General features: G+C 67.2%; 10 protein-coding genes. 7 read left to right on the top strand and 3 right to left on the bottom strand.

Annotation, left to right across the window (positions count from 1 at the left end):
- Nucleotides 1-239: 239 nt before the first annotated feature.
- A complete protein-coding gene (locus NR810_RS30080) occupies nt 240-1004 on the bottom strand; it encodes a sulfite exporter TauE/SafE family protein (protein ID WP_257457773.1) in 765 nt (254 codons plus the stop codon).
- A gap of 169 nt (nt 1005-1173) precedes the next feature.
- Here NR810_RS30080 and NR810_RS30075 point away from each other — a divergent pair, with 169 nt between their 5' ends.
- The 3 genes from NR810_RS30075 to NR810_RS30065 are packed head-to-tail and all read left to right on the top strand — an operon-like array spanning nt 1174 to nt 4350.
- Nucleotides 1174-2526, top strand: coding sequence for an IscS subfamily cysteine desulfurase (locus NR810_RS30075; protein WP_257457772.1), 1353 nt, complete (start codon nt 1174-1176; stop codon nt 2524-2526).
- 3 nt (nt 2527-2529) lie between these two features.
- Complete coding sequence (locus NR810_RS30070) at nt 2530-3177, top strand: class I SAM-dependent methyltransferase (RefSeq protein WP_257457770.1); 648 nt, start codon at nt 2530-2532, stop codon at nt 3175-3177.
- A gap of 33 nt (nt 3178-3210) precedes the next feature.
- A complete protein-coding gene (locus NR810_RS30065) occupies nt 3211-4350 on the top strand; it encodes a zinc-binding dehydrogenase (protein ID WP_257457769.1) in 1140 nt (379 codons plus the stop codon).
- Nucleotides 4351-4427: 77 nt separating this feature from the next.
- On the opposite strand, the gene NR810_RS30060 is transcribed toward NR810_RS30065, so the two are convergent.
- Nucleotides 4428-7247 (bottom strand): M16 family metallopeptidase, encoded by a 2820-nt coding sequence (locus NR810_RS30060; RefSeq protein WP_257457768.1) that lies wholly within the window; start codon nt 7245-7247, stop codon nt 4428-4430.
- A 666-nt stretch (nt 7248-7913) separates the two neighbouring features.
- On the opposite strand from NR810_RS30060, the gene NR810_RS30055 reads away from it, so the two are divergent.
- The 4 genes from NR810_RS30055 to NR810_RS30040 are packed head-to-tail and all read left to right on the top strand — an operon-like array spanning nt 7914 to nt 10940.
- Nucleotides 7914-8411: a DUF6968 family protein gene (locus NR810_RS30055; RefSeq protein WP_257457767.1), complete on the top strand. Its 498-nt coding sequence runs from the start codon at nt 7914-7916 to the stop codon at nt 8409-8411.
- A gap of 16 nt (nt 8412-8427) precedes the next feature.
- Entirely contained in the window at nt 8428-8991 is a 564-nt protein-coding gene (locus NR810_RS30050) for an imm11 family protein (RefSeq protein WP_257457765.1), read from the top strand.
- Nucleotides 8992-9050: 59 nt separating this feature from the next.
- Nucleotides 9051-10364 carry an AHH domain-containing protein gene (locus tag NR810_RS30045; protein ID WP_257457764.1) on the top strand — a complete coding sequence of 438 codons (1314 nt, stop codon included), beginning with the start codon at nt 9051-9053 and terminating at the stop codon, nt 10362-10364.
- Between the two features lie 12 nt (nt 10365-10376).
- Nucleotides 10377-10940, top strand: a complete 564-nt coding sequence (locus tag NR810_RS30040; protein WP_257457763.1) for an imm11 family protein — start codon at nt 10377-10379, stop codon at nt 10938-10940.
- A 9-nt stretch (nt 10941-10949) separates the two neighbouring features.
- On the opposite strand, the gene NR810_RS30035 is transcribed toward NR810_RS30040, so the two are convergent.
- The gene (locus tag NR810_RS30035; protein ID WP_257457762.1) at nt 10950-11837 is read right to left on the bottom strand and encodes an alpha/beta fold hydrolase; all 888 of its coding nucleotides are present in this window, start codon (nt 11835-11837) and stop codon (nt 10950-10952) included.
- Nucleotides 11838-12052 lie beyond the last annotated feature (215 nt).

Here is a 12052-nt window from a genome sequence, read left to right as displayed (position 1 = left end):
TAGAGACGTGAACCGGGATTTCCCGAAGAAGAAGACAAGCCGGACCTCCATGTGATTTGCGGGTCAGTGTTTATGAAGCAATGGCTCATCATCTGTCAACGGTCTGACATACTCCCCGTGACGATTTCTTTGCCGCGCCGTGACAATCCGAGCCCTCTCGAATTCCCATAACGCACCGCGACAGCCGGGAAAAAGCCGACCAGTCGGTAGGTGGGGAGGGATTCAGGGACGCGCCGGATTCAGGCGCCGCGCCAGAAGTAATAACCCGTCATGGCCCAGGCGGTGGCGCCCACGAAGGAGCGGACGCGGGCGGGCTCCACGCGCTGGGCCAGGACGGCGCCGAGGAAGCTGCCGGAGGTGGTGCCCACCGTGACGAGCACGCCGTGCTCCCAGGCGATGGCGTCCGCGCCCACGAAGATGGCGGTGACGAGCCCATTGAGGATGACGCCCAGGACGGACTTGAGGGCGTTGGCCTGGTGGATGTTCTTCAACCCCATGAGGGAGAAGAGGGAGAGCATCAGGATGCCGAGCCCCGCGCCGAAATAGCCTCCATAGATGGAGACGAGGAATTGCAGCACCAGGGAGAGGCCCAGGGGGAGCGGAGGGGCATCGGCCTCCGACACTCCCCGGAGCCTGGCGAGCAACGGTCCCCCGAAATTGAAGAGCAGGGTGGCCGCCAGGAGCATGATGGGGACGAGCGCGCCGAAGGTGGCGCGCGAGCTGTGGAGCAGCAGGACGGCGCCAATGGCGGCGCCGAGCAGGCTCGCGACACTCAATAACGCGGTGAGCCGTCCCAGTCCTTGCATCTCGCGGCGGTAGGCGAGCGCGCTGGCGACATCGCCCGGCCAGAGGGCGACGGTGCTGGTGGCATTGGCACGGATGGGGTCCACCCCGGTGAACATCAACGCGGGGAAGATCAGGAACGTCCCGCCCCCCGCCACGGCCTTCAATGCTCCCGCCCCGAACGAGGCCAGCAGCAGGACGAAACCCTGGACGAATGTCATTGTGCCTCGGGATTCAAGACCCGGTTGCAACTGTCGGAATCACTTCATGGATGTGAATACTATTGACAGCGGGACGAAAACAATTCTTTTTATCCGATGTCAGACAGTGCGGCCATGATGCGCGGGTGACGGTGACACCCGCCGCCGGCCGGATTCCCGAAAGGCTCCCGTGAAGCTTCCCATCTACATGGACAACCATGCCACCACGCCCGTGGACCCGCGGGTGCTGGAGGCGATGCTGCCGTATCTGAAGGAAGAGTTCGGAAATGCCGCGTCGCGTAATCACTCCCATGGACGCAAGGCGGAGGCGGCCGTCGAGAAGGCGCGCGCGCAGGTGGCGGAGCTGATTGGCGCGGAGAAGCGGGAGATCATCTTCACCTCCGGCGCCACCGAGTCCGACAACCTCGCCATCAAGGGCGTGGTGGAGAGCTACAAGGCCAGGGGCGATCATCTCATCACCTTGAAAACCGAGCACAAGGCGGTGCTCGAGGCCTGCAAGCGGTTGGAGCGGACGCGGGCCGAGCACATCGAGGGCTTGAAGAGGTTGCGGCTCTCGGAGCTGAGCGGCCAGGAAGTCACCCCGGAGAATCAATCCGCGCTGGCCGCCCGACACGACTTCGAGCGGGACGAGGTCTTCCAGCGCTGGCTGCGGATGCCAATGCCGGGCGCGCGGGTGACCTATCTGGACGTGGAGAAGGATGGGCGGGTGGACCTGAAGCGGCTCGAGGCGGCGATGACCGACAAGACGCTGCTGGTCAGCGTCATGCTCGCCAACAACGAGATCGGGACGATCCAGCCAGTCAACGCCATCGGGGAGCTGTGCCGGCGCAAGGGCATCCTCTTCCACTGTGACGCGGTGCAGGGCCTGGGGCGGGTGCCCTTCGACGTGGAGGAGGCGAAGGTGGACCTGGTGTCCCTCTCCTCGCACAAGATGTATGGCCCCAAGGGAGTGGGGGCGTTGTACGTGCGAAGCAATCCCCGGGTGCGGCTCGCGCCGATGATCGACGGGGGGGACCAGGAGAAGGGCATGCGCTCGGGCACGCTGAACGTCCCGGCCATCGTCGGCTTCGGGAAGGCGGCGCAGCTGGCCCGGGAGGAGCTCGAGGAGGATTCCTCCCGCGAGCTGCGGCTCCGGGAGCGGCTGCGCCACGGTTTGTTCTCGCGGTTGGAGCTGCTCACGTTGAACGGGTCGCTCGAGCACCGGTTGCCGGGGAACATCAACGTCTCGTTCGCCTTCGTGGAGGGGGAGGCGTTGATGATGGCGCTCAAGGACGTGGCGCTCTCCTCGGGCTCGGCCTGCTCCACGGCCGCGCTGGAGCCGTCCTACGTGCTGAAGGCCTGCGGCGTGGAGGATGACCTGGCGCACTCGTCCATCCGCTTCGGGCTGGGCCGCTTCAACACCGAGGAGGAGGTCGACCACGTGAGCAACCTGGTGGTGGAGAGCGTCCAGCGGCTGCGCGCGATGAGCCCCCGGTACCAGGCCCTCACCGGGGGAAGCCGGACCGCCGCCGCCGTGGGGTGATACGTGCACCAGGGCTCCCCTCCACGGCTCGTCGCGGGCTCGAAGATGCCCGGCTGGATGCGCCACTTCGGCAGGCCAGAGGGGCTGCTGGGCGCGATCGCCGGCCGGCTCATGGCCTGGAAGAACCGCGGGCGCAGCCTGTCGGTGCTCGAGTTGGTGGACCCGCGCCCTGGCGAGCGCATCCTGGAGATTGGCTTCGGCCCGGGTGTCGACATCCACCGCGTCAGCCGCATCGCCGCCTTCGTCGCCGGAGTGGACCGATCCGAGGTCATGCTGCGGCAGGCCAGGCGCCGCAATGCCGAGGCCATCCGCGCCGGCAGGGTCGAGCTGCACGCCGGAGAGGCCTGTTCACTCGCCTTTCCGGATGGCTCCTTCGACAAGGCCTTCTCCATCAACTCCGCGCAGTTCTGGCCCGAGCCCTTCGCCGTCACCCGGGAGCTCCACCGCGTCCTCGAGCCGGGTGGACGCCTCGTGCTCGCGGTGCAACCCCGCTCGAGTGGAGCCAACGCGCGGACCTCCCAGGAGACGGCCGTGGAGCTCGCCGCGCTGCTGAGGGCCAGCGGGTTCCAGGACGTCACCCCGGAGCTCCGGCCCGCGGGTGGGGTGCCCATCGCCTGCGCCATCGCGACGAAGGCGTCGATTTTGGATTGAGGCCCGAAACAGGGGCTCTTAGTAAGCCGTGCCATGAACACCCAGAATCAGGAACAAGGGCTCGAGCTTCGCTCGCGGGTGAGCTCCCAGGGCGAACTGGAGTTGTCACTGGCGCGGGTCGCGATACCGGACCCGGGTCCCGACGAGGTCGTCATCCGGGTCGAAGCCTCGCCGATCAATCCCTCGGACCTGGGCCTGCTGCTGGGCCCGGCCGACCTGTCCACGGCCCGGGCCGGAGGAACGGCGGAAAGTCCCGTGGTCACGGCGACCATTCCGCAGCCGCTGCTGAAGTCCCTGGCGCCGCGGCTGGACAAGTCCCTGCCCGTGGGCAACGAGGGCGCCGGCGTGGTGATCAAGGCGGGCGCCAATGCCCGGGAGCTGCTCGGCAAGACCGTGGCCGCGCTGGGGGGCGGCATGTACTCCCAATTCCGGTTGCTCAAGGCGTCCCATTGCCTGGTCCTGCCGGCGGACGCGACTCCGGCCGACGGCGCTTCTTGCTTCGTCAACCCGCTGACGGCGCTGGGCATGGTCGAGACCATGCGTCGAGAGGGTCACAAGGCGCTGGTGCACACGGCCGCCGCCTCCAACCTCGGGCAGATGCTCCACAAGATCTGCCTCAAGGAGGGCATCGGGCTGGTGAACATCGTCCGGAGCCCGGAGCAGGTGGCGCTCCTGCGCGGCCTCGGTGCGGTCCATGTGTATGACAGCACCTCGCCCACGTTCACGGAGGATCTGACCAGGGCCCTGGTGGAAACCGGCGCCACGCTCGCGTTCGACGCCACCGGTGGCGGGCGGCTCGCCGCGCAGCTCCTGACCTGCATGGAAGCCGCGGCCAACCGCACCGCCACCTCCTACAGTCCTTACGGCTCATCCATCCACAAGCAGGTCTACATCTACGGCAAACTCGAGCCGAGCCCGATCGAGCTCGCGGGCAACTTCGGCATGGCCTGGGGGGTGGGCGGCTGGCTGCTGATTCCGTTCCTGGAGAAGATTGGACCCCAGGCCGCGCAGAAGCTGCGGGAGCGGGTGGCAGCCGAGCTGAAGACCACTTTCGCCAGTCATTACGCCGCGGAGCTCTCGCTGACCGAGGTGCTGCGGCTCGACATGATCGCCCTCTACAGCAAGCGCGCCACCGGCAAGAAGTACTTGATCAATCCCAACAAGTCGAAGTGAGAAGGGTGAGGGCAGTGGCAACCCGAGGGCCGCACGACCCTCACCCCGACCCTCTCCCGGAGGGAGAGGGGAAGTGACTACGGAGCCGGAGGATTGGCCACGGGGGCCTTGGCCTTCTTCTCCGCTCCGGCGAAGTCACCGGCCTTGACCACCAGCACCTTCTTCCAGTCCAGGTGCCGGGCCATGGCGGCGCGCACGTCCTCGGGCTTGAGCTCGCTCATGCGCTTCTCGAAGGCGGCGTCGAACTCCAGCGTGCGGCCGACGTACAGGTACGAGGCGAGCATGCTGGCCAGGCCGCTGTCATTGGCGCGGCCGGTGCGGCGGTACTCGAGCAGACCCGCGCGGGCCTTCTCCAGCTCCTCGGGGGTGAAGCCCTTCTGCAGCACCTTCTCGAGCTCCTCGCGCATGGCCTTCTCCAGCTTGCTGGCGTTCTGCGGGGCGTAGATGGCGTACGAGGAGAAGGTGCCCACGGGGTCCAACGCGCCCGCGGTCAGCGAGCTGCTGACGCTATAGGACAGGCCCTCCTGCTGGCGCACGCGCGTGGCCAGACGCGAGTTGAGGAAGCCGCCACCCATCATGAAGTTGCCGAGCACGAGCGCGGGGTAGTCCGCGTTGTCATCGCGCAGGGCGAGGCCCTGGCCGGCGAGGAAGAAGGCGTTGGCCTTGTCGGGCGTCTCGATGGAGAGCGGCTGGGCGACGGGCTTGTAGGGCTGGGCGACGATGCGCTCGTAGGAGGCGGGGCTCTTCCAGCCCGTGAACAGCTCGGAGACCTGCTTCTTGAGGGCCTCGGCGTCGAAGTCACCCACGGCGGCGAGCTCACCCTGCGAGGCGCCGTAGAAGTCGCGGTAGAAGGACTGGGCCTGCTCGAGGGTGGTGTCCTTGAGACCGGCGAGCGCCTCCTCGAGGGTATCGGAGTAGTAGGGGTGCCCCTTGGCGTAGGGGGAGAGGGCGCGCGAGTAGGCGATGGAGGCCTGGGTGCTGGGCTCGCTGCGCTGGGCCTCGAGGGCGGCCAGACGCTCCTCCTTGAGGAGGGCGAACTCCTTGGCGTCGAAGGAGGGCTCGCGGAGCACCTCGGCGACCAGCTCGAGCACCTTGGGGAGGTGCTGGCGGGGGGCCTCGACGTAGACGTTGGCACCATCGGCGCGGCCGCTCACGTTGACGCGGGCCTTGAACTGGTCGAAGGCGTCCTTGAGCTGCTGGCGGGAGTGCTTCTTGGTGCCGCGCATGAGCATGGCGCCGGCGTACTCGGCGGCATCGGCGCGGTTCCAGAGGGACTTCTCGGTGCCCCAGCGCAGGGTGAAGACGACGGTGGCCATCTCACCGCGGGTCTTCTTGGGGAGCAGGGCGAGCTTGAGGCCGGCGGCCTGCGAGCGCTGCACGCGCTTCTCGATGTTGGAGGGAGAGGGATCGAAGGCCTCGCCCTGGGCGATCTCCCCCTTGCCCTTGTAGCCCTGGAGCATGGCGGCGACGTCGACGCGCGGAGGCAGCTCGGCGCGGTCGGGCTTCGCGGTGGGGATGAACTGGCCGAGGGTGCGGTTGGAGGGCTTGAGGTACTGCTCGGCGACGCGGGTGACGTCGGCGGGGGTGACGGCCTCGACGCGGTCGCGGTGGAGGAAGAGCAGACGCCAGTCGCCGATGGCGGCCCACTCGGAGAGCTGGATGGCGGCGCGCTCGGAGTTGTTGAGCATGAGCTCCACGGACTTGAGCAGGGCGACCTTGGCGCGGTTGACCTCGTCGGCGGTGAAGGGAGTACGGGCGGACTCCTCGACGGTCTTCAGGAGGGTATCGCGGGCGGCATCGAGGGACTGACCCTCGCGGACCTCGGCGGAGAAGGAGAGGACGCCGGGGTCATGGAGCTGGAAGTTGTAGGCGTCGGCGGTGGCGGCCTTCTTGGTTTCGACGAGGGCCTTGTAGAGGCGGCCGGAGGGCTCGTTGCCGAGGATATGGGTGAGGACGTCGATGGCGGCGAAGTCGGGGTGGGCGCCCTGGGGCACGTGGTAGACGGCGGCGAGGGCACTGACGTCACCGACGCGGCGGAGGGTGACGAAGCGCTCGCCGTCCTGGGTGGGCTCCTCGGTGTAGGTGGCGGGGATGGGCTCGGAGGGCTTGCGCAGCCGGCCGAAGGTCTTCTGGACCTCGGCGAGGGCCTTCTGGGGCTCGAAGTTGCCGGCGACGACGAGCATGGCGTTATCGGGGCGGTAGTACTTCCGGTAGAAGGCCTGGAGACGGTCGATGGGGACGTTCTCGAGATCGGCACGGGAGCCGATGGTGGTCTTGCCGTAGTTGTGCCACTCGAAGGCGGCGCTCATGACGCGCTGGGCGAGGATGTTGGAGGGGTCGTTCTCGCCGCGCTCGAGCTCATTGCGGACGACGGTCATCTCGCTGTCGAGGTCCTTCTTGGCGATGAAGCTGTTGACCATGCGGTCGGCTTCGAAGGAGAGGGCCCAGGCGAGGTTGGAGTCGGAGGCGGGGAGGGTTTCGAAGTAGTTGGTGCGATCCAGCCAGGTGGTGCCATTGGGGCGGGCGCCGCGCTGGGTGAGGGCCTGGGGCACGTTGGGGGTGGTGGGGGTCCCCTTGAACAGGAGGTGTTCGAGGAGGTGGGCCATCCCGGTCTCACCGTAACCTTCGTGGCGGGAGCCGACGAAGTAGGTGACGTTGACGGTGACGGTGGACTTGGTGGGGTCTGGGAAGAGGAGGACGCGGAGGCCGTTGGGGAGACGGTACTCGGTGATGCCCTCGACGCTGGTGAAGGGGGCGAGGGAGCCGGGCTTGGACTTGCTCTGAGGAGAGGGAGCGGCCTGAGCGGGGGCAGGAGGGTTGGGCCCCTTGGCGAGAGCGGGAGCGGAGGAGAGGAGGAGGGCCGCGACGAGGAGTCGGAGGCGAGGGGAGAGGAGCATGCGGGGAAAGCCTGCTTTCGCGAGGGAGTTCCGGGACAGCGTGCGGAAGCTACCAACCGGGCATGCCGCGTCCATGTTCCCAAAAGAAGAAAAGGGAGGGAGCGGCTGGGGACGAGGGGAAACGAGGGAGCACGCAGGCGGAGTCGTGCAGGTCCCCTCTCCCTCTGGGAGAGGGCCAGGGTGAGGGTATATCCCGCCTCGGGTTCCAACCCTGGAGCACGTACGGTCTCCCGCTACAAGGCTCATCCCGGCAGTCCCCCCGCCGCCCCTGGTGGCACATGCGACAAGCACGATCTACCCAGGGCAGGAGCGCGTGGCGTAGCCGGGTAGGAGCGGCATTGACAGCGGTCCTGGCCTTTACCGGATGCGCTCCGAGCATGAACCTGCGTGGGGCGGGCTTTCAAAGCTCGCCTTGGGATGACGACTGCAACAACAATCCCGCAGCCTCGAACGGACCAGCCTCCAGAAGACCAGGCAGGCCCACCTCCCAACCTGACCCGATGCCTCGACGCCTGTGCGGCGGGTGGTGAAGTTCTGCGAAGCTTCTGTCGGTCGATCCGCGATCCCAGACTCAAGGCAGGCTGCTGGGGCTTGGAACTCGTGAGCGAGACCGCATGCCGGGGCTGGTGCTTCTTGTACTATGGCAAGAAGTGAGTCCACGACTCCATGGCCACAAGAGCGAAAAGACCCGTCACGAAGAAGAAGGACGCCCAGTCCCGCCCGTTGGGGACCGTCATTGCCGAGCGGTCGCTCACGATCGTCGGGCAGGGTGATTCTCTCGCGCGCATCCGGGTTGGGAAGCCGAGGAAGGACCGCGCGACGAACGACTACTTCTGTCCCTTCATCCTGCTGGGAGTCGGCGAACAGAAGGTCCGCCAGGCCTGGGGCATCGATTCCATGCAGGCGCTCCAGAACGCCTTGCAGGCCATCCGCATCGAACTTGCTTCCCATGCCGACGATTTGAGGTGGGAAGGTGGGCAGGACGGCTGGCTGGGATTTTCCCAGACGCTCCCCGACCTCTTTGGTCCGAAGTTCACCCGTCGTCTGGAGAGATTGGTGGGGCGAGAAACGGACCGCTTCGCGCGAACCCTGGAAGCAGCCAATCAACCCATCAAACGGCTGGTCGGAGGGAAACGGGTCACGATAACGAAATCCCGGCACTGATACCGGAACGAAGACCATGTCCAAGTACTACGAACTACGGGACGACAGGCGTCATCCGGGGAGATGGCATCTCGGCAGCCCCATCGACGAACGGGGGCTGGAGCTGAATCCCTGGCAGTTCTTCAAGGGCAGGCCTCTGGAGTGGGAAGGGAGGCATCGATTCCCGCTCGATGTACCGGGACACCCACTGGACTTCAGCTGGGCCGCCTTCAGCATCCCCGTGGTTCACGGTCGCTTCGTCCAACTCTTCGAACATCTGGGCGTCCAGGAAGTCCAGTTCCTCCCCGTCCAGGTGGAGGGCCATCCTGGACCCTGGTTCATCCTCAATACCCTGCGGACCCTCCGCTGCATCGATGACGCCCGATGCGAGGAAGTGCGGCACTGGCAGCCAGAGGATGGTCAACCGGAGAAGGTGGGAAGGTATCGCTCCGTCACGGGACTGCGCATCGACCCGGCGAAAGTCGAAGGAGCCCGCATCTTCCGCACCTGGGGCTGGTCGCTCGCCCTCATCATCTCGGAAGACCTCAAGGAGGCCCTGGAGCGCGAGGGCCTCACGGGCACGAAGTTCACCGAGGTGTGAAGCGCCGCCTCTCGAATCTGGCTCCGCATCACACGTCAGGTCGAGCAAGCTGTCGCGCCATGAGGACTCCCCTCGCGTTGCCACACATCGCCGTGGCCCTGTTGCTCCTTCTGCCCCTCTCGTGCGCCACGACACCGGATGAAGCCCCGGGCGGCGTACGCCCGGGGGCGCAGCCCAGGGTGGTGAGAACGAGCGAGCTGCCCGGAGGCAGGTTGCGGCTCTCCTTCGAGCCGGTACCTCCCGACCCTGCCCTGGAGCGGCTGCACGTGCAGGAGGCGAGAGCAGTGCTCGCGGCGCTGTACGACGCCCTGCCCGCGAAGGAGAAGTCCCGGCCGCGGCTCGTCCTGGCCTCAACCGGGACGAATCCAGACCCACAGTGGGAGCTGCGCTTGAGGGAGGAGTACCTGTCCAGGTACGGCCCGCCCCTGCTGCCCCTGCCAGAGTCTGTCGAGAACAGCCCCCTCTTCCTGGCCCTGAAGCTCTCTCCCCGCTACATGGGCGAGGGCGTGCGCGAGGCGGCCGCGGAGCTGTTCCGCTCGCCCGTCTTCCTGGCCAGCGTGGCCCTCTCGGTGCTGGTGTACTTCGCGGCGTGGCTGGCACCCGAGCCACTCTTCACCAAGGCCTTCGCGGCGACGCTGACGGTGGTGCTGGCGCTGACGGTGGGCGTGCTGGAGCTCACCCAACTCGCACGGGCCTGCGTGCGGCTGTACCAGGAGACGCAAGCCGCCCGGACGGTGGGAGAGCTCGAAGCGGCGGCGGAACACTTCGGCAGGGCCCTGGGAGGCACGGCGCTGCGGGTGCTGATGCTGGTGGCGAGCGCGGGAGTGGCCAAGGGGCTGCCGCAGGTGCCCAAGGGCGGCCTGGGCTCGCTGCTGCCGCCCCGGTTCGCCCTGGAGGGAGGCGCGACACTGGTGGGCGCATCGGAGGTGCGGATGGTGGCCGACGGCACCGTCCTCGTCACCGGAGTAGCGGCGGGTACGGCTGCGGCCAGGGCCGGCGCGGCGGGCAGCGCCTGCACCGATGGCTCCCAGAAGCAGGACGGCTACCAGTGGCACCACCTCGCCACCAACAAGAACGACAGCTCGCCGCTGAACGGCGGCCCGTGGACGCCGCAGGTCGAGACAATCTTCGCGAAGGCGGGGATGAGCCTGGATGCAGCGGAAAACCTCGTCTACCTCAAGGGACACAAAGGCCCGCATCCAGAGGAGTACCACATGGAAGTGTACCGCAGGCTCAGGAGTGCGGTCGCACAATGCCGTTCCCAACCGCAGTGTCGTGGCCTGCTGGTTGAGTCCTTGAGAGAGCTGGCGGATGAGGTATGCACTCCAGGTTCACACCTCCACCGTCTGGCAACCAGAAGGGTGGATGGATAGGAACAAGAGCGCATGGGCCGATTTTTCGACCTGGATGACGACAGGCGTTCCCACGATCGCTGGCACTTGAGGAGCCCCATCGACGAGCGCGGGGATGAAATCGACCCCTGGCAGTTCGACGAAGGCAGACGAATCGAGCCCTGGGGAATGACCCGCTTCCCCGTGAAACCCGATGGGCGGGAGCTGGACTTCACCATGGCCGCGTTCTCCATCCCCGTGGTCCACGGCCGCGTCGTTCAGCTCTTCGAACGTCTGGGCGTCCAGGAAGTCCAATTCCTCCCCGTTCAGGTGGAGGGCCATCCTGGAGCCTGGTTCATCCTCAATCCCCTGAGAATCATCCGCTGCATCGATGACGCCCGATGCAGGGAGGTGCGCTACTGGAAACCCGAAGATGGCCAACCGGAGAAGGTGGGTCAGTACCGGGTCGTCTCGGGCATGCGCATCGACCCCGCGAAGGTAGGGGATGCACGCATCTTCCGCCCCTGGGGTTGGACGGTGGCCCTCATCGTCTCCGAGGACCTCAAGGAGGCCCTGGAGCGCGAGGGCCTCACGGGCACGAAGTTCACCGAGGTGTGAAGCGCGGGCCTACCAGCACCGGGCGGCGAAGGCGGCCAGCTCGCGGTTGAACCTGCGTGCGTCCTCCCAGAAGGGCGAGTGGCCGATGCCGGAGTAGAGCGACACCTGGGCGCCGGGCACGACGGAGGCGATGTGGCGGCCGGACTCGGGGCGCACGACGCGGTCCTCCAGCCCATGCGAGACGAGCACGGGGAGGGTGAGGCGGTGCAGCACGTCGTCATTGTCCACCACGCGCGAGCCGAGCGCCTCGCGCACATGCGGGGGCACGTGCCGGGTGTAGGCGAGCACGGTGTTCCGGGTCTCCTGCGGCACGGGCAGGTGGTGGAGCAGCGAGACGAAGCGCTCGAGGGTGGGGTGGCTGGTGGCCTCGTCCTGGGCGAAGAGCCCGGGGATGAGCCCGAGCATCTCGGGGGCGAGCAACCCGAAGGCCTCCTCGGAGCCGCTCTTCACCATGGAGGAGACGAAGTTGATGCCGGAAATGCCCTCCTGGCCGTAGTGGCGCAGGTAGTCGGAGACGACGATGCCACCGTAGGACCAGGCGACGAGCAGGGGCCGCTCCAGGCCGAGCCCGGAGATGACGGCCTGGAGGTCATCGGCCCACAGCCGCCCGTCGCCATAGACGCCGCGGGGCTTGTCCGAGTGGCCATGGCCGCGCAGGTCCACGGCGACCAGACGGAAGCCCAGGCCGAGAGCGCTCTGGAACTGCCGGTGCCAGGCCAGGTGGCACTGGGAGAAGCCGTGGATGAAGAGGAGGGGAGGCCCGTAGAAGTCGCCCGCGTCGTATACGCGGAGCGAGACGTCCTCGGCGCCCTGGACGGTGTGGACGCGGACCGGGACGGGCTCGGCGAAGGGAACCGGAGAAGGCGTCTGCACTGCGAGTGAGAGGATGTCGTCCATGAGCGGGCCCCTCGGGGGGATGCGTGTCGTCTCCTCGGGAAGAAATAGGCATCCCCACAACGCGAGGAGACCCCTCACTTCATTCCACGGCCTTCGGACGTTTCCAGGAAGACGGGTTTAGTCGGACAGCCCATCCACGGGTGGACAGTTGCGCTCCTGGGGAGGGTGGCGGAGATGCCCGCCTGCATGGAGGGCGGGGGCGAATAAAGACGCGG

Origin of the sequence: Archangium lipolyticum, from assembly GCF_024623785.1 — a bacterium.
Classification (GTDB): Bacteria; Myxococcota; Myxococcia; order Myxococcales; family Myxococcaceae; genus Archangium; species Archangium lipolyticum.
The sequence above is the reverse complement of the archived record's forward strand: the minus strand, read 5'-3'. Positions and strand labels throughout refer to the sequence as shown.

What these genes read in the sequence shown, in the direction of transcription:
- NR810_RS30060 (WP_257457768.1), bottom strand. Translation starts at nt 7,247, where the DNA reads ATGCTCCTCTCCCCTCGCCTCCGACTCCTCGTCGCGGCCCTCCTCCTC.
- NR810_RS30065 (WP_257457769.1), top strand. Translation starts at nt 3,211, where the DNA reads ATGAACACCCAGAATCAGGAACAAGGGCTCGAGCTTCGCTCGCGGGTG.
- NR810_RS30035 (WP_257457762.1), bottom strand. Translation starts at nt 11,837, where the DNA reads ATGGACGACATCCTCTCACTCGCAGTGCAGACGCCTTCTCCGGTTCCC.
- NR810_RS30055 (WP_257457767.1), top strand. Translation starts at nt 7,914, where the DNA reads ATGGCCACAAGAGCGAAAAGACCCGTCACGAAGAAGAAGGACGCCCAG.
- NR810_RS30080 (WP_257457773.1), bottom strand. Translation starts at nt 1,004, where the DNA reads ATGACATTCGTCCAGGGTTTCGTCCTGCTGCTGGCCTCGTTCGGGGCG.
- NR810_RS30050 (WP_257457765.1), top strand. Translation starts at nt 8,428, where the DNA reads ATGTCCAAGTACTACGAACTACGGGACGACAGGCGTCATCCGGGGAGA.
- NR810_RS30045 (WP_257457764.1), top strand. Translation starts at nt 9,051, where the DNA reads ATGAGGACTCCCCTCGCGTTGCCACACATCGCCGTGGCCCTGTTGCTC.
- NR810_RS30040 (WP_257457763.1), top strand. Translation starts at nt 10,377, where the DNA reads ATGGGCCGATTTTTCGACCTGGATGACGACAGGCGTTCCCACGATCGC.